Annotated in this window: 27 protein-coding genes; 15 read left to right on the top strand and 12 right to left on the bottom strand. The window is 37.6% G+C overall.

Annotated elements, in window-relative coordinates; all coding sequences use genetic code 11:
* Positions 1-148: 148 nt before the first annotated feature.
* Positions 149-745, bottom strand: coding sequence for a glycerol-3-phosphate 1-O-acyltransferase PlsY (gene plsY, locus ACWIW0_RS07180; protein WP_454452777.1), 597 nt, complete (start codon positions 743-745; stop codon positions 149-151).
* Positions 746-822: 77 nt separating this feature from the next.
* On the opposite strand from plsY, the gene folB reads away from it, so the two are divergent.
* From folB to arcA, 3 genes are all read left to right on the top strand, one after another.
* The gene (folB, locus tag ACWIW0_RS07175) at positions 823-1,173 is read left to right on the top strand and encodes a dihydroneopterin aldolase (protein WP_454452776.1); all 351 of its coding nucleotides are present in this window, start codon (positions 823-825) and stop codon (positions 1,171-1,173) included.
* Between the two features lie 28 nt (positions 1,174-1,201).
* Positions 1,202-2,095 carry a cytidine deaminase gene (gene cdd / locus ACWIW0_RS07170; RefSeq protein ID WP_454452775.1) on the top strand — a complete coding sequence of 298 codons (894 nt, stop codon included), beginning with the start codon at positions 1,202-1,204 and terminating at the stop codon, positions 2,093-2,095.
* 177 nt (positions 2,096-2,272) lie between these two features.
* Complete coding sequence (gene arcA / locus ACWIW0_RS07165; RefSeq protein ID WP_454445924.1) at positions 2,273-2,989, top strand: two-component system response regulator ArcA; 717 nt, start codon at positions 2,273-2,275, stop codon at positions 2,987-2,989.
* 80 nt (positions 2,990-3,069) lie between these two features.
* Here arcA and ACWIW0_RS07160 read toward each other — a convergent pair whose 3' ends face one another.
* Entirely contained in the window at positions 3,070-3,453 is a 384-nt protein-coding gene (locus tag ACWIW0_RS07160; RefSeq protein WP_454452774.1) for a YgiW/YdeI family stress tolerance OB fold protein, read from the bottom strand.
* 208 nt (positions 3,454-3,661) lie between these two features.
* On the opposite strand from ACWIW0_RS07160, the gene rpoZ reads away from it, so the two are divergent.
* The 5 genes from rpoZ (at position 3,662) to recG (ending at position 8,876) form a co-directional block, all read left to right on the top strand.
* Positions 3,662-3,943 (top strand): DNA-directed RNA polymerase subunit omega, encoded by a 282-nt coding sequence (gene rpoZ, locus ACWIW0_RS07155; protein WP_157395339.1) that lies wholly within the window; start codon positions 3,662-3,664, stop codon positions 3,941-3,943.
* Between the two features lie 101 nt (positions 3,944-4,044).
* Positions 4,045-6,153, top strand: a complete 2,109-nt coding sequence (gene spoT, locus ACWIW0_RS07150; protein ID WP_454452773.1) for a bifunctional GTP diphosphokinase/guanosine-3',5'-bis pyrophosphate 3'-pyrophosphohydrolase — start codon at positions 4,045-4,047, stop codon at positions 6,151-6,153.
* Positions 6,154-6,255: 102 nt separating this feature from the next.
* Positions 6,256-6,435: a hypothetical protein gene (locus ACWIW0_RS07145; RefSeq protein ID WP_454443552.1), complete on the top strand. Its 180-nt coding sequence runs from the start codon at positions 6,256-6,258 to the stop codon at positions 6,433-6,435.
* A gap of 72 nt (positions 6,436-6,507) precedes the next feature.
* Complete coding sequence (locus tag ACWIW0_RS07140; protein WP_454452798.1) at positions 6,508-6,723, top strand: type II toxin-antitoxin system RelE/ParE family toxin; 216 nt, start codon at positions 6,508-6,510, stop codon at positions 6,721-6,723.
* 71 nt (positions 6,724-6,794) lie between these two features.
* A complete protein-coding gene (recG, locus tag ACWIW0_RS07135) occupies positions 6,795-8,876 on the top strand; it encodes an ATP-dependent DNA helicase RecG (protein WP_454452772.1) in 2,082 nt (693 codons plus the stop codon).
* 91 nt (positions 8,877-8,967) lie between these two features.
* Here the strand turns inward: recG and ACWIW0_RS07130 are convergent, their stop codons facing one another.
* The 3 genes from ACWIW0_RS07130 to ACWIW0_RS07120 are packed head-to-tail and all read right to left on the bottom strand — an operon-like array spanning position 8,968 to position 13,847.
* Positions 8,968-10,389 carry a YdgA family protein gene (locus tag ACWIW0_RS07130; RefSeq protein ID WP_454452771.1) on the bottom strand — a complete coding sequence of 474 codons (1,422 nt, stop codon included), beginning with the start codon at positions 10,387-10,389 and terminating at the stop codon, positions 8,968-8,970.
* Between the two features lie 19 nt (positions 10,390-10,408).
* Entirely contained in the window at positions 10,409-12,532 is a 2,124-nt protein-coding gene (locus ACWIW0_RS07125) for a 3-hydroxyacyl-CoA dehydrogenase NAD-binding domain-containing protein (RefSeq protein ID WP_454452770.1), read from the bottom strand.
* Between the two features lie 10 nt (positions 12,533-12,542).
* Complete coding sequence (locus ACWIW0_RS07120; RefSeq protein WP_454452769.1) at positions 12,543-13,847, bottom strand: acetyl-CoA C-acyltransferase; 1,305 nt, start codon at positions 13,845-13,847, stop codon at positions 12,543-12,545.
* A gap of 368 nt (positions 13,848-14,215) precedes the next feature.
* Here ACWIW0_RS07120 and coaE point away from each other — a divergent pair, with 368 nt between their 5' ends.
* Together coaE and yacG are read left to right on the top strand one after the other, a co-directional pair.
* The gene (coaE, locus tag ACWIW0_RS07115; protein WP_454452768.1) at positions 14,216-14,830 is read left to right on the top strand and encodes a dephospho-CoA kinase; all 615 of its coding nucleotides are present in this window, start codon (positions 14,216-14,218) and stop codon (positions 14,828-14,830) included.
* A gap of 32 nt (positions 14,831-14,862) precedes the next feature.
* A complete protein-coding gene (yacG, locus tag ACWIW0_RS07110) occupies positions 14,863-15,039 on the top strand; it encodes a DNA gyrase inhibitor YacG (protein WP_454445632.1) in 177 nt (58 codons plus the stop codon).
* Here yacG and greB read toward each other — a convergent pair.
* The 7 genes from greB to ACWIW0_RS07075 form a co-directional block, all read right to left on the bottom strand.
* Positions 15,036-15,521 carry a transcription elongation factor GreB gene (greB, locus tag ACWIW0_RS07105; protein ID WP_454452767.1) on the bottom strand — a complete coding sequence of 162 codons (486 nt, stop codon included), beginning with the start codon at positions 15,519-15,521 and terminating at the stop codon, positions 15,036-15,038. The genes yacG and greB overlap by 4 nt on opposite strands.
* Positions 15,521-16,456, bottom strand: coding sequence for a KpsF/GutQ family sugar-phosphate isomerase (locus ACWIW0_RS07100; protein ID WP_454452766.1), 936 nt, complete (start codon positions 16,454-16,456; stop codon positions 15,521-15,523). Before ACWIW0_RS07100 ends, greB begins: the two co-directional genes overlap by 1 nt.
* A gap of 106 nt (positions 16,457-16,562) precedes the next feature.
* Complete coding sequence (locus tag ACWIW0_RS07095; protein WP_454452765.1) at positions 16,563-17,312, bottom strand: transferrin-binding protein-like solute binding protein; 750 nt, start codon at positions 17,310-17,312, stop codon at positions 16,563-16,565.
* Positions 17,313-17,460: 148 nt separating this feature from the next.
* Entirely contained in the window at positions 17,461-18,318 is an 858-nt protein-coding gene (locus ACWIW0_RS07090; RefSeq protein WP_454452764.1) for a PhnE/PtxC family ABC transporter permease, read from the bottom strand.
* Positions 18,315-19,106, bottom strand: coding sequence for a PhnE/PtxC family ABC transporter permease (locus ACWIW0_RS07085; RefSeq protein WP_454452763.1), 792 nt, complete (start codon positions 19,104-19,106; stop codon positions 18,315-18,317). Before ACWIW0_RS07085 ends, ACWIW0_RS07090 begins: the two co-directional genes overlap by 4 nt.
* Positions 19,096-19,845: a phosphonate ABC transporter ATP-binding protein gene (gene phnC, locus ACWIW0_RS07080; RefSeq protein ID WP_454452762.1), complete on the bottom strand. Its 750-nt coding sequence runs from the start codon at positions 19,843-19,845 to the stop codon at positions 19,096-19,098. The genes ACWIW0_RS07085 and phnC overlap by 11 nt, the downstream gene beginning before the upstream one ends.
* 159 nt (positions 19,846-20,004) lie before the next feature.
* Positions 20,005-20,874, bottom strand: a complete 870-nt coding sequence (locus ACWIW0_RS07075; protein WP_454452761.1) for a putative selenate ABC transporter substrate-binding protein — start codon at positions 20,872-20,874, stop codon at positions 20,005-20,007.
* A gap of 166 nt (positions 20,875-21,040) precedes the next feature.
* Between ACWIW0_RS07075 and rluA the strand changes: the two genes are divergently transcribed.
* The 5 genes from rluA (at position 21,041) to ACWIW0_RS07050 (ending at position 25,627) form a co-directional block, all read left to right on the top strand.
* Positions 21,041-21,709 carry a bifunctional tRNA pseudouridine(32) synthase/23S rRNA pseudouridine(746) synthase RluA gene (gene rluA / locus ACWIW0_RS07070; RefSeq protein WP_454452760.1) on the top strand — a complete coding sequence of 223 codons (669 nt, stop codon included), beginning with the start codon at positions 21,041-21,043 and terminating at the stop codon, positions 21,707-21,709.
* Between the two features lie 49 nt (positions 21,710-21,758).
* A complete protein-coding gene (locus ACWIW0_RS07065) occupies positions 21,759-23,150 on the top strand; it encodes an MATE family efflux transporter (protein ID WP_454452759.1) in 1,392 nt (463 codons plus the stop codon).
* 216 nt (positions 23,151-23,366) lie between these two features.
* Positions 23,367-24,149, top strand: coding sequence for an amino acid ABC transporter substrate-binding protein (locus tag ACWIW0_RS07060; RefSeq protein WP_454446796.1), 783 nt, complete (start codon positions 23,367-23,369; stop codon positions 24,147-24,149).
* Positions 24,150-24,171: 22 nt separating this feature from the next.
* Positions 24,172-24,855, top strand: coding sequence for an amino acid ABC transporter permease (locus ACWIW0_RS07055; protein ID WP_454452797.1), 684 nt, complete (start codon positions 24,172-24,174; stop codon positions 24,853-24,855).
* Between the two features lie 22 nt (positions 24,856-24,877).
* Entirely contained in the window at positions 24,878-25,627 is a 750-nt protein-coding gene (locus tag ACWIW0_RS07050; RefSeq protein ID WP_454452758.1) for an amino acid ABC transporter ATP-binding protein, read from the top strand.
* Positions 25,628-25,780 lie beyond the last annotated feature (153 nt).

Raw genomic sequence — 25,780 nt, 5'->3', positions numbered from 1 at the left:
CGAGACAAAGTATAAATAAAAAAATCTGCTCTGTGAAATGAATATAATTTATTCATCAAATAGAAAATACCTATCAAATAAATAAGATTGATTTGCATTGACTATTTTGATTAAGAATTTTTCTCATTTACTTTTGTGGAATTAAGGGCTATGACTTCTTTTTCTTCCAAACTTTATCCTCTTGTCCTCTCCATAAACGTTGAATGTTATCGTGATGGCGGTAAACCAATAAACAACAAACCAAAGCCACAGGAAAAGTAAATTCTGGCTTAAACCACCATACATAGAAAGGAATACTAAGAGCGGTTATAACGGCACTGAGTGATGAATAGCCCGAAATTAAAAATACGAGTAGCCAACTGGCTAGAGCAAATCCTGAAATTGCATAACCCATCGGGATAAGTATGCCAAATGCGGTTGCCACACCTTTACCACCACGAAAGCCGAAGAAAATAGGGAAAACGTGTCCTAAACAAGCTGCAAGAGCAATAAAGCCGATTTCTGATGGGGAGAGTTCTAAATAAAAGCCAACTGAAACAGGTAATAGCCCTTTTAAAATATCAAATAATAATACACCAATTGCAGATAATTTCCCGCCTATGCGTAAAACATTTGTTGCACCAGGGTTATGTGAGCCGTACTCTCTTGGGTCTGGTAAACCAGCAAGGCGACAAAAAAGGATTGCACTAGAAATAGATCCAAATAAATAGGCTGCTAGAATGATACCATAAGCGATTACGCTCATATTTTCCCCTTATTTCTTCGATAAATAATGTGATATTCTACGCTGAAGTTTGAAAAAGAAAAATAAGGAAAGATCCGATGACTGATAAAGTTTTTATTAGTGAATTAACGGCATTTGCTTCAATAGGAGCTTATGATTGGGAGCATACGATTAAACAACGCTTAATTTTTAATATTGAAATGGAGTGGGATTTTGCTCAAGCTGTTGCTGAAGATAATGTAGAACATTGCTTAAATTATGCAGATGTTTCTCAGAAGATCCTTGAGTTTGTTGAGAAAACTCCATTCAAATTAGTTGAAACAGTAGCGTATAAGGTTGCTGATTTATTACAAAATGAATTTGGTATTAAAGCATTGAGAATTGAATTACATAAGCCGAAAGCAGTAGCTCAAGCGAATAGTGTTGGAGTCATTGTGACTCGGGGGTAAGGTTTTAAATATTTAAAAGGAGAAAATAATGAGCTTACAACAACGTTTAACACAGCTAATAGAACAAGATTCTGATATTGAGCATAAAAATATAATCAAGCGGGTAGTTGAACAACTTTTTTTGCAAAAGTGCAATGCAAAAATATCTGCTGAAACCGTTGAGCAATTTTGTGTAGAGTTTAACTTATCTCCAGTACAGCTCGCTTTACATTGCTTACCTGTTGCTGCTTGCTACGCTGTTGTTCCTGTCTCTAATTTTTATGTTGGTGCAATAGCCATCGGTAAATCAGGGACATTCTATTTTGGAGCAAACTATGAATTTACATCTGATGCCATTGCTCAATCTGTTCACGCAGAACAAAGTGCAATTTCTCACGCTTGGTTATCTGGTGAAAAAGCATTAACAGATATGGTGGTAAATTATACGCCTTGTGGACATTGTCGCCAGTTTATGAATGAGCTGAATACCGCCTCTACGCTACATATTCATTTACCCCATAGCCAACATAATTTACTACACAGCTATTTGCCTGATGCTTTTGGACCTACAAACTTAAACATTGATAAAGCTCTGTTTGACCCACAAAATCACGCTTTTACAAAGCATAATGATATTGTCGTTCAAGCTGCAATTAGTGCAGCTGAAAGTGCTTATGCACCTTATAGCCAAGCAGTAAGTGGCGTTGCATTACAGGTTGGTGAACAGGTTATTACAGGGCGATATGCTGAAAACGCTGCATTTAACCCGAGTTTCCTGCCTTTACAGAGTGCCTTAAATCAACGCAGAATGCTGGGGCTAATTGATGTTCCTGTTAATCGCATAGTGTTAGCAGAAAAACAAGCGATACTAAGTCACCGAAATATAACAACTTCTTTGGCAAAAAATTTATTTGATATATCTATTGAATATATCAGTTTATAGCTAAAAGCATGTCTTATAGGTAACATTTTAAGACTTTTTTGCTAAAATTTGATTAAAGCCAATTAAATGTAAAAATAAATGTTTTCTAACCATAACAATGCCAAGTAAAATAGCACAAGTTTGCAACATTTATATGCATTGCGATACATAACATAACGATTTAATAAGAGTAACAAAATGGAAAACCCACAAATTTTAATTGTTGAAGATGAAGCAGTAACTCGCAACACCCTAAAAAATGTGTTTGAAGCAGAAGGTTATGATGTCTTTGAAGCTGCCGATGGGGTAGAAATGCATTCGATACTTGCACAAAATCCTATTCATTTAGTCATTATGGATATCAACTTACCAGGTAAAAATGGCTTAATGTTGGCTCGAGAGTTACGTGAGAATACTGATATCGCTTTAATGTTTTTAACTGGGCGTGATAATGAAGTGGATAAAATTCTTGGGCTTGAAATTGGAGCTGATGATTACATCACTAAGCCATTTAACCCTAGAGAGCTGACTATTCGGGCGAGAAATTTATTACAACGTACGATGTCAGAAAAAGAAAAATCAACGAAAGAAAATGAACAAGTTGATTGCTATCGTTTTAATAACTGGGTGCTTGATGTAAATAGCCGTAGTTTAATTAACCCTGAAGGCGATATTATTAAATTACCTCGTAGTGAGTTTAGAGCATTACTTCATTTCTGTGAAAATCCTGGCAAAATTCAGACTCGTGATGATTTACTTAAACGAATGACTGGGCGTGAGCTAAAACCTCACGATAGAACTGTTGATGTTACTATCCGCCGTATTCGTAAGCATTTTGAAGATCATCCTAATACCCCAGAAATTATTGTGACTATTCACGGCGAAGGTTATCGTTTTTGTGGCGAGTTGGAGTAGGTAGAGAACCATTACAAAAAAACCGATTTGTAACTTATTCAGTTATTAATCGGTTTTTCTAGTGTATTAAAATAGGGTAGTTATTTCTTAATAACCAGCTTTACATCAATTTCAGCTTGAGACCATTCTTTATCCACTTTCCCACGAATTTCAATCGTATCTTGTGGAGTGATTGTTTGTCCATTCCACGCTCGTTTGCTTACATCAATTTGGATTTCTCCCGTACTATCTCTGAAGATAAACTCGTTTTTATCAACTTGCTTTACAATAGAGCCGACTAACACAACAGGGGTGTCATCTACAGCCTTGATTGCATCAGCAACATTTTTCACCGCAGCATTTTCATCAAAGAAACCTTGTTGCATTGGTGCTTTTTCTTTGTGATGACCATCGTGAAAACCACCTTTCGCCATAGTGATGGTTGATACAGCTAATAAAGTAGTAAAGATAATTACTTTTTTCATAGAATACTCCTTGTTAAATTTATCGTAATAAACGAACACTGTGTTTCGTTGAACTTATTAAAACAAGGAAATATTAAAAAAATCTTAAGTAAAAGAAACGCTATAAAAATTTTTTAACTATTTTCCAATCTATTGTCAGCATTATCTAACTTCTGTATAATCCTTATCCTTTTATAAATTGAAAATTTTGCAAAATTTGGAGTAAACAATGGCTCGTGTAACCGTTCAAGATGCAGTAGATAAAATTGGTAACCGCTTTGATTTAATTTTAACCGCTGCTCGCCGAGCAAGACAATTACAGCTACATACACGTGAAGCGTTGGTAGCAGAAGAAGGCGATAAACCAACAGTAATTGCATTGCGTGAGATCGAAGAAGGTTTAATCAATAACCAAATTATGGATCAGCAAGAAAAGATTGACGCACTTCATCAAGAAGTGGTTGAAAGAGAAGCTATTTCTTTCCTTGCAGATGTCCAAGCAAATTCATAATTTTTAATGGACAATTCAATGTAAGCGGTGAGATTTCTCGCTCAGTTTGCAATTGAATTGTCCATTTTTTTATCTAAATTTTATTTAAGGAAAGGTGTAACGTGGATCTTTTTGAACCTCTCAACTCCATTATTCAAGGTTATCTACCCGCAGAGCAGATCGAGCGAGTAAAGCGTGCCTTTGTAGTGGCACGAGATGCTCACGAAGGTCAATTTCGCTCAAGTGGTGAGCCTTACATTACTCACCCTGTTGCGGTGGCGTGTATTATTGCTGAAATGAAACTCGATCACGAAGCAGTTATTGCTGCATTGTTGCACGATGTGATCGAAGATACACCTTATACAGAAGAGCAACTTGCCGAAGAATTTGGGGCAAGTGTGGCAGAAATTGTACAGGGTGTTTCTAAACTTGATAAGTTAAAATTTCGTACACGCCAAGAAGCACAGGTAGAAAATTTCCGTAAAATGATTTTGGCAATGACTAAAGATGTACGGGTGGTACTAATTAAGTTAGCTGACCGCACGCACAATATGCAGACATTAGGGGCATTGCGTCCAGATAAACGCCAAAGAATTGCGAAAGAAACTCTTGAAATTTATACGCCATTGGCTCATCGCTTAGGAATGGAATCACTGAAAAATGAGTTAGAAGATCTCTGCTTTAAGGCGATGTATCCTTACCGTTATGAAGTGATTAAACGTTCTATCGAAACGGCAAGGGGGAATTTGCAAGAGATGATTTTACGCATTTCTGCTGAAATTAAAGCTCGCTTAGATGAAGTGGGGATTAAATGCCGAGTGTATGGCAAAGAACGTCCACTTTATTATCTTTATCAAAAAATTCGTGAGAAAACCCAACATTTTAATTCTATTTTAGATATTTATTCGTTTCGTGTTGTGGTTGAGAGTGTAGATAATTGCTATCGAGTACTTGGGCAGATGCACTCACTGTATAAACCCCGCCCTTTCCAAGTTAAAGATTATATTGCGGTACCGAAAACTAACGGCTATCAATCTCTCCATACTTCTATGATTGGACCGAAAGGTGTGCCTGTTGATGTGTTAATTCGTACTGAAGAGATGGATCAAATGGCTCGACTTGGGGTGGCTGCACATTGGGGCTATCAAGATCACGTAAGCACTAGCGTTCAAGTTCGTACACAACAGTGGTTGAAAAGCATTGTTGAGATGCAACAAAGTGCGGGAAATTCAGCCGAGTTTATTGAGAATGTCAAATCAGATCTGTTCTCTAGCGATATTTATGTATTTACTCCTAAGGGGCGTATTGTTCAACTTCCTGCAAATGCAACAGCGGTAGATTTTGCATATGCGTTACATACAGATATTGGTGATCGCTGTATTGGTGCGGTAGTTGATCGCAACCCTTACCCACTTTCTCAGCCATTACAATCAGGGCAAACGATCGAAATCCAAACGGCAGAAACAGTACGATTAAATGCACTATGGCTGAACTTTGTGGTAACAGCAAAAGCCCGCTCTTGTATTCGTAGTACTTTAAAACGCCAAGAGCGTGATTCAGCCGTTTCTTTAGGTAAGCGACAATTATTACTCTCACTAAATTCGCAAAACTTTGAGAAAATCGATCCGCTTGTAAAACAAAATTTACTTGATGAATTAAAATTAACCAGCTTTGATGATCTCCTTGCAGAAATCGGCTTAGGTAATCAAATTAGTGGTGTAGTAGCACAACGTTTATCAGGGCAAAAATTAGAAATTGATACAGATGGAAATCCTGAAAATAATCAGCCATTGGCAATTCAAGGGGTTGATAGTAGCCTAATTAGCTTTGCAAAATGCTGTTTACCTGTGCCTGGCGATGAAATTATTGCCCATATTAGCTCAGGAAAAGGGTTAAGTATTCATCATATTGGTTGTCGAAATGTCAAAGATTATGCACAAGATCAACGCCACTATATGCCAGTTAGTTGGGAAATTGCTAAAGAAAAGGCGATTGAGTTTGAAGCAGAAATTTGGATTGATATTTTAAATCAACAAGGTGTATTGGCAGACATTACAACCGCCGTTGCGAAAATGCAAAGCAATATTTTGAGTATCCAAAGTGAAGCAAGAGCAGGTGGTGTTTACCAAGTAAAAATGTTGGTTAGTGTAAAAGATAAAGCACATTTAGATGCTATTTTGCATAAACTTTCTTATCTTGTCGGTGTAGTGAAAGCGGTAAGATCCGTTTAATTTTTTGCAAATATTATTTAAAATTTGCTCATTTACGGGAAACACCCGAACGAGAGTTCGGGGGTAGGATCTATATAATTTAAAAGCGAGCGGAGAAGATGTATGTTAATGAAACAAAAAGGTTATGATGAATTTTTAGCAGATAAAATTGCAAAAGGCTTACAAGACTATAAGCAAGGACGATTTCATACTGCTGAGCAAGCTAAGCAGCGTATTGAGCAAACGTTAATAAGAAAAGAACGAGAACTTCAAGAGCAGATGAATAATGCAAGTTATGCGTAAGCCTTATATTATTTCTGATCAGGCTTTAAAAGATATTGATGAAATTATTGAAAATGTAATTGAGTTTACTTCATACACAGCAATGGAATTAAGCTCTATAATGAAATTTTTGAAACCTTAGAGTTAATTAGCTTACTTCCAAAAGCTGGGCGAATGCGACAAGAAAATAATGCATTAAGGGAAATGTTTGCTCGTTCTTATCGTATTGTTTATCAAGAATTTGATGACGTTATTTTGATTATTACTGTGATCCATTCCCGAAGATTGTACCCACAGCCCATAAACTAAAAGATAATTTTGAATTTCCTCTTATTTTTGTTAGCACTTTTTATAAGTTTATTTCTTCAGGAATTTTACCAATGAGCCAGCAATTATTAGATGGTGTTCCTTTAACAGCTCTTTCAGGTGTAGGATCTGCAATAGCTGAAAAGCTAAGCCGAATTGGGATCAACAATGTGCAAGATCTTCTTTTTCATTTGCCTATGCGTTATGAAGATCGTACAAGGATCACGCCGATTATCGATCTCCGTCCAGAATCTTATGCCACTATCGAAGGTATTGTTCAGCTAACTGAAGTACAGTTTGGTAAACGCCCTATTCTTTCTACAACACTATCTGACGGCACAAGTAAAATCACCCTGAAATTTTTTAACTTTAATGCGGGAATGAAAAATAGCCTTGTGGCTGGAACAAGAGTGAAAGCCTTTGGTGAAATTAGACGGGGGCGTTATATGGCGGAGATACACCACCCTGAGTATCAAATTATTCGGGGAAACCAACCGCTTGTATTGGCAGAAACGCTCACACCAATTTACTCCACAACAGAAGGATTAAAACAGGCATCACTCAGAAAATTAACCGATCAGGCTTTGGCGTTGCTGGATAAAGTACAGGTTCAAGAATTATTGCCTGATCAATTTAATCCGTATCCGTATAGTTTAAAAGATGCTTTAAAATTCTTACATCGACCAACGCCTGATGTTCCTGTCGAATTATTGGAAAAAGGCGAACATTCAGCACAAAAAAGGCTTATCTTTGAAGAGTTACTAGCACACAATTTAGCAATGCAGCAAATCAGAATTGGTATGCAACAACATTATACGGAATCATTACGTTATCAAAGTGATTTAAAACAACGTTTTTTAGCAAGCCTACCTTTTCAACCAACCAAAGCACAACAACGAGTTACAAGCGAAATTGAGCAAGATTTAGCGAAACCATTCCCGATGATGCGGTTAGTGCAGGGAGATGTTGGCTCAGGAAAAACGCTTGTGGCTGCATTGGCGGCATTATTAGCGATTGATAATGGTAAACAAGTTGCACTAATGGCACCAACTGAAATTTTAGCAGAGCAGCACGCTACTAATTTTGCAAATTGGTTACAGCCTTTCGGTATTGAAGTGGGTTGGTTAGCAGGAAAAGTAAAGGGAAAAGCACGCACTGCACAACTTGAAGCAATAAAAAATGGTAATGTGCAAATGATCATTGGAACTCACGCACTTTTCCAAGAGCAAGTTGAATTTCATAATTTAGCATTAGTAATTATTGATGAACAGCACCGATTTGGCGTGCATCAACGACTAACATTACGAGAAAAGGGAGCTAAAGGCGATGTTTACCCACATCAACTGATTATGACGGCAACACCTATCCCTCGCACATTAGCAATGACGGTTTATGCCGATTTAGATACATCTATTATTGATGAATTACCACCGGGTAGAACACCGATTACGACAGTTGCTATCTCAGAAGAACGTCGTGATGAAATTGTTCGCCGAGTGTATCAAGCCTGTAAAAATGAGCATCGTCAGGCTTATTGGGTTTGTACTTTGATTGATGAATCGGAAGTCTTAGAAGCTCAAGCAGCAGAAGCAATGGCAGAAGATTTGCAAAGAGCTTTGCCCGATTTACGTATTGGTTTGGTTCACGGCAGAATGAAACCCCAAGAAAAACAAGCGATTATGGCGGAATTTAAACAAGCAAATATTGATTTATTAGTTGCCACAACAGTGATTGAAGTGGGAGTTGATGTACCAAATGCCAGTTTGATGATTATTGAAAATTCTGAACGATTAGGTTTAGCCCAGTTACACCAACTGCGTGGACGTGTTGGACGTGGTGCAACAGCATCTCATTGCGTACTAATGTATAAAGCCCCATTAGGCAAGATTTCCAGTAAACGTTTACAAGTAATGCGAGATAGCCAAGATGGGTTTGTGATTGCAGAAAAAGATCTTGAAATTCGTGGTACAGGAGAAATTCTGGGTACAAAACAGACAGGAATGGCGGAATTTAAAGTTGCTAATCTGATGCGAGATCGAAAAATGATCCCACTAGTACAGAATTATGCAAAACAGATTATTACTCAAGATCCAAAACTCACCCAACAACTTATCCATCGTTGGTTGAATAGTAAAACGATGTATAGTAATGCTTAATAAGTAGGGAGATTTTGCTTACTACACTATTAGTGGATAAAAAGGCAATATGTTTATCTCACATTGCCTCAATTTGAATGGTAGTAACTCACTACATTCCCATTCCTGCTAATCCTAACATAATAAAGAACATAGCATTCTCAACTTGATTTTCTGGCACATCATTACCGTTCAGTTTCACTTTACCTTCATCAATTTCTAGTTTCAGTTTAATATTTTCTGCATCAACAACTGCTAAACCGCTACTTCTTGCTTGAAGTACTAATTCCTCAACTTGTGCTTTTGCAGCTTGCTCTGCTGTTGCTTTTTGTTCAGGTTCGATAGAGGCTATTTGTTTAGCAAGTTCTTCTAACGCATTGATATTTAGTGTTACATCAAACAAAGATTGTTTAAAGATATTCAATCCATCAGACATATTATTCATATTACTAAAATCAGTTGCTTTTAAGTTTAGTAATAGTGCGAGCTGATTTTTACCTTTGCTATTAGTTAAAGAGAAATCTTTGATATGTAACTGTGGTCCTTTGCTCAATAACGTTTTACCAATTTCTTCCACTTTTGCGTTTTGTTCATCAGTCAATTCTGAACCAGCTTGCATTTGTGAACTATAAACCATCAACTCATCAAAGGATTTGGCATCTAATTTCATTGATAAATCGGCTTTTAACTGACCTAAATCAAGCTCTTCGCTTTGATTTTTTACGACAACTTGAGATGAAAAATCTCCTGAGATATCGTAGTCTTCATTTACTAGTTTAGCATCACCTTTTGAAGTAATTTTATTCAACGTTAAACTAGGCTTGTTAGCGTCTGCTGACGAAATGCTAAAACTATCTGCACTCATCGTATAATCGCCAATGGTTAAATAGCGATAAGTATCAGCTGTTTTTTTGCCTTTTACCTCATAGCGAAGCCCGTTATATTCCATCTTTGTAATAGGATCTAGAAGCGAAAGCATTGGAATATCCATTGCTAATTGATAATCGCCTGATTTTGCCAGTGTAAACTCCCCTGATGTATCAGAGATATTCCACATTGTATCGTCAAGTTTAAACCCTGATGTTGAAAACTGACCGTTTGCATCGCCTGCATAGCTCATCGTTGTTTGATGCGTAAAGACTTCAGGTTTCGTGAAATAGCTTTTTAACTGTTCTGGCAAGCTGATTTTCCCTTCACTGCTGACCATTGCTGGCAAAAGGTTTCCTTTCATCAAACGGTTAATTGGTAAAGGACCGTGGTAAAGTTTATCACTTCCTTTCAGCACATAGGTTTCATTGGCAGTTTGAGCTTCTAGGTTATAGCTAATATCTGAGCTGAAAAAATGGCGTTCCACTTTAACATCTTTGATTTCTGCTTTTATGCCATAAAGTTCAAGCTGTTTTAGGCTATTGTTGCCTAATGCTACTAACTCTCCGTATCTTTCTTCAACTTGTTTTCCTGTGTACCAACTTCCACCCGTTGCCACAGCACCGATAATGACTGCTACTGAAATAGCAATTGTAGATAATTTCATAATGTTTCCTTTTTATTGATTAAATAGTTTGTTCAGCACGTTGTAATAGCCATTCACAAGGGACAAAACGTTCTCCATACAATTGTGCGTGTTTGCGTAATTGATGAACAATTTCTTTTGCTCCGATTTTATCTATGTAGGCATAAATTCCACCACGAAAATCAGGGAAGTCAAAACCTAAAACCGATGCAACATTGCCTTCATCAGTCGATTGAATGATATTATCTTGTAAACACCAACAAGCCTCGTTAATCATTCGTAAAATACAACGGCGAGCAATATCTTGAGATTCCAAATCATTACGCATAATAGTTTCCATTACGTGATAAATGCTCTTATCTTCTTGGGTTCTTTCGCCTTTTGAGTTGTAAAGATAAAAACCACGTTTATTTTTTCGCCCTTTACGTTCATTCATTGCTAAAAGTTTCACACTTTCAGGTAGTTTAAAACGGCTCCCTAGCTGTTCGACCATTGCTTTATTTGATTTAACGATCATATCTAAGCCCATATCATCAATCATTGCTAATGGACCAGTCTTAAAGCCAAACTCTTGTAAAGAACGATCAATAAACTCAATTCCTTCACCTTCAACTAAGCATTGAATCGCCTCAAGTAAAAATGGCGTTAAAATACGGTTGATAAAAAAGCCTTCTTTGTCTGCAACCAACAAAGGTACTTTACCTTGCTGAATGGCAAAATGAATCGCTGTTGCTATGGTATGCTCACTAGTACTTTCGTGTGGTACGATCTCTACCATCTTACGTTTAGTTACAGGGCTAAAATAGTGAAAACCAATCACATTTTCAGGGCGTGTTGCCACCGATGCAATTTCACGAATAGAAAATGTTGAAGTATTCGTTGCAAAAATAGCATTTTGGCTATAATACTGCTCACTTTCTCGTACCATTTTTTGCTTTAGCTCAAGGTTTTCATAAACGGCTTCAATAATAAAATCAGTCTGTTTACCTGCAACTAAACGATCCCCACCAGTAATTAAATTCATTCGTTGAATCATTTCACCGTGTGAAAGCAACTTTTTATCTACCGCTTTGTGCATCAATTCATAACAGGTTTTTAATGCTTTTTGAATTTCCGATGGATGAATATCTTTAATTCGAACAGGCACTTTGGCATTATTCGCTGTTAAGTAAGCAATACCCGCCCCCATATAACCACTGCCTAATACACTTACTTGAGCAACATCACGCACATTAGCACGATCTTTATAATGCTCTTTCATTGCTCGCTCGGTCTGTTTGAGATCAATCAGCACTTGTGATTGCTCAGTACGGAATAGTTCAACAAAAGCCTCTTGTTCAAGTAATAAGCCAGCTTTAAAACGAGGCTCTTTTAGTACATTCAAGATTTTTGCTACCGCAGGATAATTACCAAACGCCTTATTCCATACTCGGTTTTCAATGTAATCTAAATAACGTTCGCGGAAGAATGGATTGCCCTCAAGTTGTTTTCGCCACTGCTTAAAGCGACTAAGCGGTCGTTTATGATCAATTTTTTGCACTTCCTTATTCAACAAGAGTTGATAAGCCGTTTCAAACACATTACTTGCAGGGATTAAGCGATCAACCAATCCCCACTTCAACGCTTTTTCGGCACTAATTTTTTGACCTGAAAGCAACATTGTAATCGCATTGGATAGTCCAATTAAACGGGGTAATCGTTGTGTACCACCAGCAAAAGGTAAAATCCCTGAACGAACTTGTGGAATAGCGAATTTAGTATGAATTTCTTCACTTGCCACTCGATAATCACAAGCTAACGCTAACTCTAGCCCCATACCAAAGCAATCCCCATCAATAACGGCAACAACAGGCATTTTCAGTACATTGATTTCTCGCATAACTGCTTGGGCATCTTGTGAAAGTGCTTTAAGCTGTGCATCGGTTTTTGTGCGTAATGAGCTTAATTTATAGCCTTTAATAAAACATTTAGGCTTACTTGAAGTAAAAATAACCCCTTGAGCTTGCTGATAAATAATAGTGCCAATAACATCACGCAAATCAGAAACAAAATTTTCAGGCAGCCAGTTACTTGTTTGATTTGCTACATTTATCCGAACAATCGCAATACGGTTATCATCAATTTCAACAGAAAAAGGGGAAATTGTTTGAAGTTGTTCTGTCATATTCTGTTCCTTATTCACTCTCAAGTACCATTGCTGCACCTAAACCACCTAATCCACTTGATGCGACTAAAGATAAGCCACCTCCCCTACGTTTTAAAGCATTTAATGATTGAATTAAAATACGCAAACTCGTTGCTGCTCGTGGATTACCAAAAGCAATAGAACCACCAAGATGGTTTAGCTTATCTACATCAATTTTGCCCAAACAAGCGGTGCGATTGAGATAATTTTTTGCAAATTCTGTTGATTCAAATAAACGTAAATTCACTAACATTTGACTAGCAGAGGTTTCGTGAATATCAATTAAATCCATATCTTGTAAATTCACGTTCGCACGTTCTAACGCTAAACTACTGGCAACCGTTGCCCCCATAAACATATTCTGCCAAATATCATTACCTGTAATCGCATAGCTACGAATATAACCTAACGGTGTTAAGCCTAGATCTTTGGCTCTCTGTTCACGCATAAGCAAGACTACCGCCGCACCATCGACTGCTTTTGGCATATTCGCTTCGGTAACAGTAGCGTAACTTTTATCCATTATGGGTGAAAAACGTTGATAATAACGATCTTTTCTCGCCGCAGAAACTAAGGTATCTGACACCACAAAATCGTGATAAGGACGTGGGAAAGATGGCATTACTTCATTTTTCAATAACCCTAATCGCCACGCATTTGCAGCTTTTTCATTAGAATAACGTGCAAATTCATCTTGCTCCTGACGGCTGATATGGTATTGCTGTGCCATCTGCTCTGATATTTCCGCCACAGAGAGTTGGGTCATATAATCTTTTAAATTGACGCTGTGTGGCTTTAGATCTCGCCACGAAAATTGACGGAATAGTTCAAATTTTTTATCTAAAGTTGGTGCTTTAAAAATTGCTTGTAATTTGCGAATTACTCGTGGGCTAATACTAAAAGGAGCATTTGAAATAGAATCTGTACCGCCTGCGATACCTGCTGAAATTGAACCACTCACAATACTTCCTGCCACATTCACTAACGCTTGTAAACCAGATAAGCAAGAGCTACTTAATGTGTAGGCTTGTAAATATGGCATATTTAATGCTAAAGCAATTTCACGAGATGGGTTAGGAATATCAGGTTGTTGAATTACTTGCCCAAAAACTAACTGCTCAATTTGTCGGCGATCTAATTCGATTCGGCTTAATAACTCATTGGTTACCATCGTGCCTAAATCCGTTGCATAGGACGATTTAAACCCCGTATCACGTTGTACAAAAGGCGTTCTTAACCCAGATACAATAGCAACTCGCTCACCTTGAGCGTTAAGAAGGTTCTGTCTAGCCATAGAAGTTCCTTTTAATCTGTATTCAAAAATTTTACAATTCTAGCACAGTGAGAAGAAATCACTTATAAGAACTGCAAACAAGCGGTGAGATTTTTTTTATTTTTTACAACATTAATCTGCATTGTGTGGACGTTTTTATCCACAGCCCCCTCGCCCGCTTGCGGGAGAGGGAAAGGTTTGTCGTTCGTTTAGAACGACAAATCAGGGAGAGGGCAAAAAGTGGAATGTCTGTTAAAAATTGATGAAAAGTTACCGCTTGTTTGCCCTCTCTCTGCTCAAAATAGCCTTACGCAATTTTGAGCTGTCTCTCTCCCGTAAACGGGCGAGAGTGTTTTTAATTTTTTGCAAAATTAACTAAAGGAAAACAAATGACCTATATTGTTGGACTAACAGGTGGAATTGGCAGTGGAAAAAGCACGATTGCTGAATTATTTGCCCAACACAACGTCCCTATTATTGATGCTGATGTTGTCGCTCGCCAAGTGGTTAAAAAAGGCTCACCATTATTGAGCCAAATTGCAGATCATTTTGGACAACAAATCCTGACTGAAAACGGTGAACTAAATCGCTCTGCACTACGCAAGCGGATATTTCAATCGGAATCCGAGAAAAATTGGTTAAATAACCTGCTCCACCCTGCTATTAGGGTTGAAATGCAACACCAATTAACCGAACATCAAGCTCCTTATGTGCTTTGGGTTGTTCCGTTACTCATTGAAAATAAACTAACTAAAGAGTGTGATCGAGTTTTAGTCGTTGATGTTTTACCCGACATTCAACTTGAACGGGCAACAAAACGAGATAACAACCAACAAGAGCTCATCAAGAATATTATGGCGTCCCAAGTAGATCGAGCGACCCGTTTAAGTTATGCTGATGATATTATTGAAAATAATCTGCCTTTAGCCGAAAACTTAGCGAGCTTAACCAAGCAAGTCAATGAACTGCATCAACGCTATTTAACCTTAGCGCAAACTAAGTAGTATTTAACATCAATATAAAATAAGGAAGTATAATGACAATCGTAAATTGCCCAACCTGTGAGAAAGAAGTGATTTGGTCTGCCGAAAGCCCATACCGCCCATTTTGTAGCAAACGTTGCCAGCTAATAGACTTAGGTGAATGGGCTGATGAGAAGAAAGTTATCGCAGGTTCAGATGATGATTTAATGTCTGAATATGCAGAAAATTAAAGGCTATATTTATCGTACCAAATATTATTGATATAGAGCGTTACTCTACCTGATGGCGTTTCAACTTGGATTTCATCATCAATTTGTTTACCGATTAACGCTCTAGCCACTGGAGAATCAACCGAAATCCATTGTTTTGCTGGGTCAAACTCATCACAACCTACAATTCGATATTGCTTGAGATCCCCACTTTCATTTTCTAATTCTACCCAAGCCCCAAAAAAGACTTTCCCTTCTTGGCTTGGGTGGTAATCCACAATTTTTAGGACTTCTAATCGTTTACTCAGAAAACGTACTCGGCGATCAATTTCTCGTAAGCGTCTTTTACCATAAATATATTCGGCATTTTCACTTCTATCGCCTAAAGCAGCCGCTTCTGATACGGCTTGTGTTACTTTAGGGCGTTCTTCTTTCCACAAAAATTTAAGTTCTTGATCGAGTGATTGCCAGCCAGAGCGAGTGATGTAATCTGATTTTGCCATTAGCTTGCAAACTCCACGATCCCCGAAACATTACCTTGCTCATCTACCGCAATAAGTGAGTGAATATGTTTTTCTTTCATTAACTCTTCGGCGTGAGCTAGGAAAGTGGTATCTAAAATGGTTTTTGGTTGTCGGGTCATAATCTCATCGGCTCTTTTATTTAGGCTATCTGCACCAAATTTTGCTAATGTACGGCGAATATCGCCATCGGTAATAATGCCAAGTAATTGATTATCTTCCATCACAATGGCTACCCCCATTCTGCCATCGTTCATTACGGTTAAGTAATCACTAAAATAGCTATTTGGAGAGGTAATAGGCAACTTACGTTGCATTACATCTTTAACTCGACAGAGTAATTTACGACCTAAACTACCACCGGGGTGGAAACGGGCAAAATCTTCTGCTTTAAAATCGCGTGCTTTAATTAAAGCAATAGCTAATGTATCGCCCAAAGCCATTGTGACTAAACTTGATGTTGTAGGTGCAAGATTATTAGGGCAAGCCTCTCTTTCAATACTAATATCTAACACAACATCTGCGTGGCGACCTAAGGTTGAATATGGATTACCTGTCATCGCAATAATAGTATTACCAAAGTTTTTCAAACTCGGAATTAGTTTATTCACATCATCAGTTTCGCCGCTATAAGAGATTAGAATGACAACATCAATCGGTTTTAACATTCCCAAATCACCGTGAAAGGCTTCTGTCGGGTGAAGAAAAAAACTCGGTGTACCCGTTGAAGCAAATGTCGCCACCATTTTTTTACCTACCAGCCCCGATTTACCAATACCTGCAACGACAATACGTCCTTCACAAGCTAAAATCATATCCACAGCTTGATTAAAGCTCTCTGATAAATTTTGATTTAAACGATTAATTGCAAGGGAATAAAGTGATAAGGTTTCGTTGGCGTAGGCTAGATAGTTCATAAATTTGTCCTGAAAAGGTAGACGAAAACTTGCTATATTATACGATAATTTTAAGGAATAAAAAATGGAAGCAAATTTGCTTCCATTTTTGTAGAGTAATTAAAACTTATTGTTTTTTAGCTCCGAAAGCACCTTGTAGAATACTAGATGCATCTGAATAAGAGCCAGCTAATTCTGCAGCACTTTTACCGTAGAATTTACCATGTAATTGAGCTTCATTTCCAGCTTGAACAACTGTACCTAAGAAAGTATTTTTATCTAATTTGGCATCTTTAATAGTAACTGCCGCAATACCATCTTGTTGAGCAAAAACAGTTCCTGTTAAATTTTTATTGGCGAAATCAGCAGTTAAATCTACTTTACCAACCTGAGTTGTAACTTTACCTTTATTAACATAGATTGAATCACCTACATATTTCGCTGTTCCACTTTGTGGAATTTCAGATTCTGCTGTTAAGTTATTCCCCTGATAGAATATGGCTGAACGTGGACCTGCAGCGAAATACCCAAAGTAGGTAGAGAATTTCTGAGGATCATTAATGTAGCTGCCGTTTTCAGTTTTAGTAAAACCTACCTCTCCATCTTTCCAAAGTGGAAGAGAGAAACCCATTCCCGTTAATGTCATTGTAGGATATGCTTTGCCTGTATAGAAAAATCCACCAACAGCATTCTTATGTTCAGGGGATTCTACTCTTGGAGGACGCTGCCCCCCCTGTTGCGAATTACCTGTTTGTGAACTCCCAGTTACTGTTCCTCCATTACCAGCAGTATTATTTGATGAGCTACCGCCACTAGAACAAGCAGCTAATGTTACAGCAGCTAAAGCAGTTAAACTAAATTTCACTAATTTTTTCATATAAGTCTCCTTTTATAAATAAAAATGATTTCTATTTAATTCAAATATATAAGGTAGCCAAAGAAAAATCAAGTGATAAAAAAATAATATTATAGATACAAACAGAATAAGAAAACTCGGTATTATGTAAATTTATGGTAAGACTTTCTTATTCTTTCTCCGCAATATACTTTTTCGCTAATGCAGTGAAAATATCAGTGAGATAAACGAGTAATAAATAACAGAGTAGATATAAGGTAATTTCGGAATAATGAAAAAAACTCATTGCAAGTTTGAATTGCATTCCTAAACCACTTGCACCAACAAACCCCACAATTAAAGTCGCTCGGATAATATTTTCCATTCTGTATAGAATATAGTTTAGAAATGGGCGAATTACGGCGGGATAAATACCATAAATCAGCAGCTGTGCTTGGTTAGCACCATTTTGTATGAGATGTCGTAATGGCTTTTCGTCAATATCTTCAATAACTTCGCTACAAAGTTTGCCTAATACGCCAAAGTTGTGAATAGCAAGTGCTAATGCACCAGGTAGAATACCTGGTTTAAAAATAAAGACTAAAATCATTGCCCACATTAGTTCAGGCACTGCACGACTAAATAGGAATAAAAAGCGGCTAATACGATAAGCAATTCGATGATACCAGCGACTATGGCTTAATCGCCCTTCTGCAATATTACGGGCTGCGGGTAAAACAAACAGCAACATTCCAATTGCAGCCATTCCAGTGGCAAGAATGCTCATTAGTAAGGTTTCCGCACTGAGCCAAAGGGCTTTCTGCCACATTTCAGGATCTAAATAAGCGGGCGTTTCTTCACTAATGCCTAACATTTCACTGAGAAATTCAACGATATAACCCATATTTTCAACACGAAATAGCGTAGAAAGGCTATCGGGTTGATCTGCTAAAATATATCCCCAAGAGAAGATAAACAAACTGATGACTGCCCAAAAAGAGTATTTAATAAAGTGGCGGTCTAAATAGCGAAGAAATTGATATATCATACTCGTTGCCTTACTGCGTAACTCCAACGATCAATCAGCATAATCATTGCGACTAAAAAGAATAAGAACGTCCAAATTTGTTCATATTTCAGATCTTGTAATGAGAGCTGAATTTGCATACCGATTCCTCCTAGTCCTACAAAAGAGAGTACGGAAGATGAGCGAATAGCACATTCCAAGCGGTACATTGTATAACTCAACATCATTGGCAAGGCTTGAGGTAAATAACCATAGCAAAGCCGTTGTAAGCGATTTGCTCCGCTTTGTTGTAAAGCTATTATTGGCTTTTGTGGCACACCTTGTAGTGTATCTGCAAAGATTTTACCTAAATAGCCTGAATAGGGAATAGCGAGAGCGAATACTGCTCCCACTGGATTTAAGCCTACTGCTGCAACGAAGAACCACGCCCAAATTAGCTCGTGTATGGCACGCAATGCCCCTAAAATTCCACGAGCGAATATTTGTAACCAAAGAGATGAAAACAGTACACCCGATGCCAAAAGAGCCAATAGAAACCCGACTATAACCGCTAAAGAAAGTGAAATTAAGGCGTAACAGAAAGTGAGTAAACTTGACTCTAAGGCTAGTTTAATCAATGCAGGCGAAATATCAGGATTAAGCAAGCTATTGGCTAAACGAGAGAGTGTTGTCCAACCGCCAGAGTGCATTATTCCACTGCTACCAGTGGTCAAATCAAGGGAAAATAGCGTAACCAAAAAAGCACCTAATAATGTAATCGTTAGGATATTACGCCGTTCGTTTAAGCTAAGCGGTTGGTTACGTCCCATTTTTTGCAAATCCGTAAAGGTGATCTAATTGTGATTGTGTTACTGCTTGAGCGGGTTGGTCAAATACAATATGCCCCGCTTTAATGCCGATCATTCGGTCGAAATAAGTTTTGGCATACTCCACCGAATGTACGCTAGCAATTAAGGTTTTACCTTGTTCTCGTACTAAACCTGTTAATAGGGCTAATACTTTTTGTGCATTCACAGGATCAAGTGCAGAAATGGGCTCATCGGCTAAAATCAGCCTTGGGTTTTGTACTAATAAACGAGCAATCGCAACACGTTGCTGTTCTCCCCCAGATAATGCGGTTGTTGCTTGGTAAGCTTTATCTTCAAGTCCAACTGCTTTGAGTGCATTCAATGCAAGTTCTTTCTCTTGGGGTTTAAATAGCGAAAGTAGAGAGCGAGCAAAGCCCCACTGATTGAGTCGCCCAGCAAGTACATTATGTATTACTTCGAGCTGTGTAACTAAATGATATTGCTGATGTAACATTCCTACTTGTTGAGCATATTGTTTATTATTTTGGTAATGCCGAATACTTTTACCGTTTAATAAAATTTGCCCCGATGAGCATTCGACAGATCGCATAATCAAATTCATTAGGGTTGATTTTCCTGAACCGCTTGCTCCAACAATAGCGACAATTTCCCCCGAATAAATATCTAAGGAAATATGATCAAGTACGCTTTGTTGATCAAATTGTTTGGAAACTTGTTGAAAGGAAAGTAATGGTTGCATTGTTTTTCTAAATAAAGAATTGCAGATTTTCTCGTATTAGGACACACGAAGTGATCTGCAAAATAAATTGTAACCAATTGAAAATACGATATTTATCTTGTTGTATTGTAGGGACACTCTGCGAGTGTCCATTTGTTAATTAGTCAATTTGCAATGAAACTACTTAATCAATTTAAGCTCTTTCGCAACTTTCTCAATACCTTGATAATTATCGTTTTTGCTTTCAATGAATTTTTCTGCAGAAAGTAGATTCATTACTTGAGAGCTAGACACATCAGCTTTTAATAAGGCTTGTTTAACCTTTTCTTTAGTGCCTGCACCAAATTTTTTATCAACAACATTGATTGTCCAGTTGTAGTCGTAATATTCAGGTGTGGTATAGAATAGTTCAACTTTTGCGTTATTGACTTTCCCTTCTTTTACCATTTTATCCCAGTACTGCTTATTGACTGCACCAACTTGTACAGAACCCGCTTCAACTAATCCGTAGGTTTTATCGTGCGAACCACTATAAACAGGTGAACCATCTAAATCTTTGTCAGGGTTAATACCTGCTTCATTTAAGAAGAAACGAGGCATTAAATGACCCGATGTTGAGCTTTCGCTACCAAATGCAAGGGAATGTTTTTTGACATCTTGGACATTCTTAATGTCAGCAAGATCTTTTTGTTTGATGAAAACAGATTGGAATTTTTCATCTTGAGGGCGTTGTGCAATAGCTTCCGAACCTGCTACTTTCGCACGAGCTTGAACGCCAGTTAAACCACCGAACCAAACTAAATCAATTTCACCGCGTCTGAATGCCGTAACTACTGCAGCATAGTCGGTAACAGGGACATATTTAACATTAAGACCTGTTTCTTTCGTAAGATATTCGGCAAAGCTATCAAATGAGCGAGTCATTTCGGCTGCATCGTAGTCAGGAATAGCACTAATTTTAAAGGTTTGAGTAGAAGCGGTAGCAACTGAGCTGAATAGTACACTGAAGGCAGTGAAACCAGTTGCAAAACTTGCAAAAAGAGTTTTCATTGTTTTCTCCGAAGTGAAAATAGATAAATTGTGATGTTCATTTGAACAGCGAGAAGATACTTGAATAGAAATTAAAACACAAGGAAATTTTCCATTCTTTTAGGGGTTAGCCTTAATCTCTGTTAGAATAGTCAGATTTTGTATGACGTAATTTATTACAGGCATTATGGCACTTATTGAATATCACCCCCCAACAGAGCCTTGGCTAGATGAAGTTTATCGAGATAATCATATTTTAGTGATTAACAAACCAAGCGGATTACTTTCAGTTCCAGGAAATCGCCCTGAATATCAAGATAGTGCAATGGTTCGAGTTCAGCAAAAATATGGCTTTACTGAACCTGCACATCGTTTAGATATGGCGACAAGCGGGATCTTATTGTTCGCATTAAGCAAACAAGCAGAAAAAGAGCTAAAACGTCAATTTCGTGAACGTGAGCCGAAAAAGCATTATCAAGCATTATTATGGGGAAAACTAGGTGAGAAAGTTGGCGATACAGGCACAATCAATTTTCCGTTAATTTGTGATTGGGAAAATCGCCCCCGTCAGAAAATCTGCTTTGAGCGGGGCAAACAAGCGGTAACATTCTATGAAATTCTTGCTCATTATCCGAATAACATTACAAGAGTAAAATTAACCCCATATACAGGGCGTTCTCATCAACTACGAGTACATAGTTTAGCGTTAGGACACCCAATTTTAGGGGATAAGTTTTACGCAAATCCGCTGGCAAGAAGTTTAGCTCCAAGACTTTGCTTACACGCTCAATCGCTATCCATTACTCATCCGATTACGGGCGAACCAATGACTTTTAATGTTGATCCTGACTTTTAAAAACATAATAGATAAACAGACGAAGAAGAAATTAAAAAAGGGAAATAAGATGAACTTTCAATGGCAACAATATCCTGAAAATATGAAACGGCTGTTAAAACTAACAACGCCTATTTTTATTTCTCAGTTAGCGGTTTCAGGAATGGGATTGGCAGACATTATTATGGCAGGTTTAGTGAGCGATGCTGATGTTTCTGCTATTGCGGTTAGTAACTCCATTTATTTTCCGCTATTTCTATTTGTTTTAGGGATTTTAAATGCCATTACTCCAACGGTTTCTTACTTAAATGGTTCAAATCAGCGCCATTTAATTGCTCACCAAATTCGTCAAGGTTTTTGGATTGTGATTGGACTAAGTATTCCACTTATTACTATTTACCTAAATAGCGATCTTATACTTGAATTTATGCAAACGCCTGCAGAATTTTCTGGTAAAACCACACAATATTTAATGGCATTAAGTGTCGGGCTTATTCCCGCATTGTTATCGGTAAATTTACGCTGTATGAATGATGGTTTATCGAATCCTAAACCAGCAATGCTGATTACCTTTATTGGCTTGCTACTTAACATTCCACTGAATTATATTTTTATCTTTGGAAAATTCGGCTTGCCAGAAATGGGAGCGGTTGGGTGTGGTGTAGCAACGGCTATTGTGAACTGGATAATGTTTGGGTTGATATTGCATTACTGCTATACCAATCAATCCCAAAAAGATATTAAATTATTTGAAAAGTGGATTGAAATACCAAGCCGAGAAACGTTGCTCAAGCTATTTAAATTGGGTACGCCTATTGGTTTTGCTCTTTTTACGGAAGTAATGTTATTTGCTACATCATCTCTAATTATTTCACCTTTAGGTGCACAAGTGGTTGCAAGCCATCAAATTGCGTTACAGACAAGTTCTCTCTTTTTTATGATCCCTCTCTCTTTTGGGATTGCAACGACAATCCTTGTTGGGCAGACGCTTGGGCAACAAAATATTGAAGGAGCTAAACATCTCAGCTATCACGCACTCTTTACAGGGGTAATGTTAGCGATTTTCTTTGCTTGTGTGATTTTTCTTTGCCGAAATTTACTTCCTCACGCATTTACGAGTGATCCAACTTCCATTGCAATTGCATCGAGCTTATTGATTTTTGCAGCGATTTATCAAATTCCTGATGCTTTACAAGTAGTTTGTAATGGTATTTTACGCGGTTATAAATATACTAAGCCCACTCTAACCATTACTATTTTTTGCTATTGGCTAGTGGGAATGCCGTTTGGATATATTTTGTCGATGACTGACTGGCTAAGAAAGCCAATGGCGGCAAGTGGCTTCTGGATTATGTTCTGCGTTAGTTTGAGTATTGCAGCAACATTATTATTCTATCAAATGCGAAAAATTCAAGCAGTGCCAGAAGAGCAGCTAATTCAACGATTGGAAAGAATTAAATAGAGTAGTTAGATCTATTTTGATAATTTGGATTATGCAGTATTCATAATTCCAAACAACTGCTTGGTATTAAAAATAGACCAAAAATATAAATACTATATGCTATTTAGATATAATCTAACTTTTGGTTTCTCTATATTCCTTTTGGTTATTTGCAAGCGGTGGGATTACACCTTAAATTTGTAAATATTGAGTTTTACCTATCAAAAGGAATATTTTATGTTTAAAAAACTATCAATTGTTACATTATCTCTTGTTGCTCTAGCAACTTCATCTCACACTTTTGCAAAAGAAACTCTTTTAGAGCGAATCAATAATAAAGGCACTATTACTGTTGGAACAGAAGGTACTTACGCACCTTTCACTTACCACGATGCAAGTGGCAAACTAACAGGCTATGATGTTGAAGTAACTCGTGCAGTAGCAGAGAAACTTGGGGTGAAAATTGATTTTAAAGAAACACAATGGGATGCAATGTTAGCAGGGTTAAAAGGCGAGCGTTTTGATTTAGTCGCTAACCAAGTGGCATTAACCACCCCAGAACGTCAAGCAACCTTTGATAAATCAGAACCTTATAGTTGGTCTGGTGCAATGTTATTAGCTCGTGCAGATGAAACTCGCATTACCAAGCCAGAAGATGTTAAAGGGTTAAAAGCAGGTCAAACATTAAGTTCAAACTATGGCGAAACAGCTCGTAAGTATCAAGCAGAAATCGTGCCTGTTGATGGAATGGCTCAAGCGTTGTTACTGATTCAACAAAAACGTACCGATGTTACCTTTAATGATTCTCTCGCATTATTAGATTACTTAAAGAAAAATCCAAATTCAGGCTTAAAACCTGTTTGGGAATCTGATGAAAAAGTTGGCGCAGGTTTTATTGTAAACAAAGGAAACGATGAAGCCCTTGCAAAAATTAGTGCAGCCGTTGTTGAATTACAAAAAGATGGTACACTGAAGAAATTAGGTGAACAGTTCTTCGGAAAAGATATCAGTGTTAAATAATTTTCTTGCATCTTTACCATTTATGACCGATGCCCGAGCGGAGTTGGTCATAAATGGTTTTTGGCCGATGGTAAAAGCGGCCATTTTAGTTTCAATTCCTCTCGCTATTGCATCTTTTATTATTGGAATGCTAATTGCAGTTGCTGTTGCATTAGTTCGAGTTAGCCCCAACCGCAGTATTTTACACCACTTATTACTAATAATTGTTAAAACTTATATTTCGATTATTCGTGGTACGCCGATGTTAGTGCAAATCTGCATAGTCTTTTATGGATTACCTGCTATTGGCGTATTTATCGACCCAATCCCTGCGGCGATTATTGGTTTTTCTCTTAACATTGGTGCTTACGGTTCTGAAACCATTCGTGCTGCCATTTTGTCCGTCCCCAAAGGGCAATGGGAAGCTGGTTATACCATTGGTATGACCTATATGCAAACATTCCGCCGAATCATTGCCCCACAAGCTATTCGTGTTGCAGTACCGCCACTAAGCAATACTTTTATTGGTTTATTCAAAGATACGTCACTTGCATCTGTTGTGACAGTTACCGAAATGTTTCGTGTCGCACAACAAGTTGCCAATATGTCTTATGATTTTTTACCTGTTTATATTGAAGCAGGATTGATTTATTGGTGCTATTGTTGGGTGCTTTTCTTAATCCAAGCACGACTTGAAAAACGTTTTGATCGCTATGTCGCAAAATAAATAGTCGCAAATAGGTCGCATAATGATAAAAATTCGCAATATTCATAAAACCTTTGGTGAAAATACCATTTTGCGTGGTATTGATTTAGATATTCAAAAAGGACAAGTTGTTGTTATTCTCGGGCCATCAGGTTCAGGTAAAACAACTTTTCTCCGTTGTTTAAATGCGTTGGAAATGCCAGAACAAGGCACAATAACATTCGAAAACTCAACGCCATTATTCATTGATTTCTCAAATAAAAATATCAAGAAAGATATTTTGGCACTCAGACGCAAATCAGGAATGGTCTTCCAAAACTATAACCTTTTCCCACACAAAACCGCATTAGAAAATGTGATGGAGGGACCTGTTTTTGTACAAGGAAAACCGTTAGAGCAAGCTCGCAAAGAGGCAGAATTACTCCTTAGTAAAGTAGGACTTGCTGATAAGATAAATCTTTATCCATTCCAGCTTTCAGGTGGGCAGCAACAACGAGTGGGTATTGCTCGAGCGTTAGCTATTCAGCCTGAGCTAATGCTCTTTGATGAACCTACATCAGCACTTGATCCTGAATTGGTACAAGACGTGCTAAATACAATGAAAGCTCTTGCAAATGAAGGTTGGACAATGGTTGTTGTTACACACGAAATCAAATTTGCATTAGATGTAGCAGATATCGTGGTTGTAATGGATAGAGGTGAGATTGTTGAACAAGGTTCACCAGAAGCGTTATTTAATAACCCTCAGCACGAAAGAACTAAACGTTTTTTACATCAGATTAGAGCAGAATAAACAAGTGGTTATATTTTAGGAAAATTTTGCAAAAATTCATCAAAAAGCGTGAATTTTAGTCTAATGAAAAAGATTTTTAAAATTCCGTTTGACACAACCCAAGAAATCGCTAAAATGCACCACATCGAAACGCTACTGAAACGTAGCGTTTTT

The sequence above is a fragment of the Ursidibacter sp. B-7004-1 genome, from assembly GCF_053654055.1.
The sequence above is the reverse complement of the archived record's forward strand: the minus strand, read 5'-3'. Positions and strand labels throughout refer to the sequence as shown.

What these genes read in the sequence shown, in the direction of transcription:
- arcA (WP_454445924.1), top strand. Translation starts at nt 2,273, where the DNA reads ATGGAAAACCCACAAATTTTAATTGTTGAAGATGAAGCAGTAACTCGC.
- ACWIW0_RS07145 (WP_454443552.1), top strand. Translation starts at nt 6,256, where the DNA reads ATGTTAATGAAACAAAAAGGTTATGATGAATTTTTAGCAGATAAAATT.
- yacG (WP_454445632.1), top strand. Translation starts at nt 14,863, where the DNA reads ATGACAATCGTAAATTGCCCAACCTGTGAGAAAGAAGTGATTTGGTCT.
- ACWIW0_RS07050 (WP_454452758.1), top strand. Translation starts at nt 24,878, where the DNA reads ATGATAAAAATTCGCAATATTCATAAAACCTTTGGTGAAAATACCATT.
- ACWIW0_RS07075 (WP_454452761.1), bottom strand. Translation starts at nt 20,874, where the DNA reads ATGAAAACTCTTTTTGCAAGTTTTGCAACTGGTTTCACTGCCTTCAGT.
- folB (WP_454452776.1), top strand. Translation starts at nt 823, where the DNA reads ATGACTGATAAAGTTTTTATTAGTGAATTAACGGCATTTGCTTCAATA.
- ACWIW0_RS07090 (WP_454452764.1), bottom strand. Translation starts at nt 18,318, where the DNA reads ATGATATATCAATTTCTTCGCTATTTAGACCGCCACTTTATTAAATAC.
- rluA (WP_454452760.1), top strand. Translation starts at nt 21,041, where the DNA reads ATGGCACTTATTGAATATCACCCCCCAACAGAGCCTTGGCTAGATGAA.
- ACWIW0_RS07160 (WP_454452774.1), bottom strand. Translation starts at nt 3,453, where the DNA reads ATGAAAAAAGTAATTATCTTTACTACTTTATTAGCTGTATCAACCATC.
- coaE (WP_454452768.1), top strand. Translation starts at nt 14,216, where the DNA reads ATGACCTATATTGTTGGACTAACAGGTGGAATTGGCAGTGGAAAAAGC.
- ACWIW0_RS07095 (WP_454452765.1), bottom strand. Translation starts at nt 17,312, where the DNA reads ATGAAAAAATTAGTGAAATTTAGTTTAACTGCTTTAGCTGCTGTAACA.
- ACWIW0_RS07120 (WP_454452769.1), bottom strand. Translation starts at nt 13,847, where the DNA reads ATGGCTAGACAGAACCTTCTTAACGCTCAAGGTGAGCGAGTTGCTATT.
- plsY (WP_454452777.1), bottom strand. Translation starts at nt 745, where the DNA reads ATGAGCGTAATCGCTTATGGTATCATTCTAGCAGCCTATTTATTTGGA.
- phnC (WP_454452762.1), bottom strand. Translation starts at nt 19,845, where the DNA reads ATGCAACCATTACTTTCCTTTCAACAAGTTTCCAAACAATTTGATCAA.
- ACWIW0_RS07085 (WP_454452763.1), bottom strand. Translation starts at nt 19,106, where the DNA reads ATGGGACGTAACCAACCGCTTAGCTTAAACGAACGGCGTAATATCCTA.
- ACWIW0_RS07055 (WP_454452797.1), top strand. Translation starts at nt 24,172, where the DNA reads ATGACCGATGCCCGAGCGGAGTTGGTCATAAATGGTTTTTGGCCGATG.
- ACWIW0_RS07130 (WP_454452771.1), bottom strand. Translation starts at nt 10,389, where the DNA reads ATGAAATTATCTACAATTGCTATTTCAGTAGCAGTCATTATCGGTGCT.
- recG (WP_454452772.1), top strand. Translation starts at nt 6,795, where the DNA reads ATGAGCCAGCAATTATTAGATGGTGTTCCTTTAACAGCTCTTTCAGGT.
- ACWIW0_RS07065 (WP_454452759.1), top strand. Translation starts at nt 21,759, where the DNA reads ATGAACTTTCAATGGCAACAATATCCTGAAAATATGAAACGGCTGTTA.
- greB (WP_454452767.1), bottom strand. Translation starts at nt 15,521, where the DNA reads ATGGCAAAATCAGATTACATCACTCGCTCTGGCTGGCAATCACTCGAT.
- ACWIW0_RS07100 (WP_454452766.1), bottom strand. Translation starts at nt 16,456, where the DNA reads ATGAACTATCTAGCCTACGCCAACGAAACCTTATCACTTTATTCCCTT.
- rpoZ (WP_157395339.1), top strand. Translation starts at nt 3,662, where the DNA reads ATGGCTCGTGTAACCGTTCAAGATGCAGTAGATAAAATTGGTAACCGC.
- ACWIW0_RS07060 (WP_454446796.1), top strand. Translation starts at nt 23,367, where the DNA reads ATGTTTAAAAAACTATCAATTGTTACATTATCTCTTGTTGCTCTAGCA.
- ACWIW0_RS07125 (WP_454452770.1), bottom strand. Translation starts at nt 12,532, where the DNA reads ATGACAGAACAACTTCAAACAATTTCCCCTTTTTCTGTTGAAATTGAT.
- cdd (WP_454452775.1), top strand. Translation starts at nt 1,202, where the DNA reads ATGAGCTTACAACAACGTTTAACACAGCTAATAGAACAAGATTCTGAT.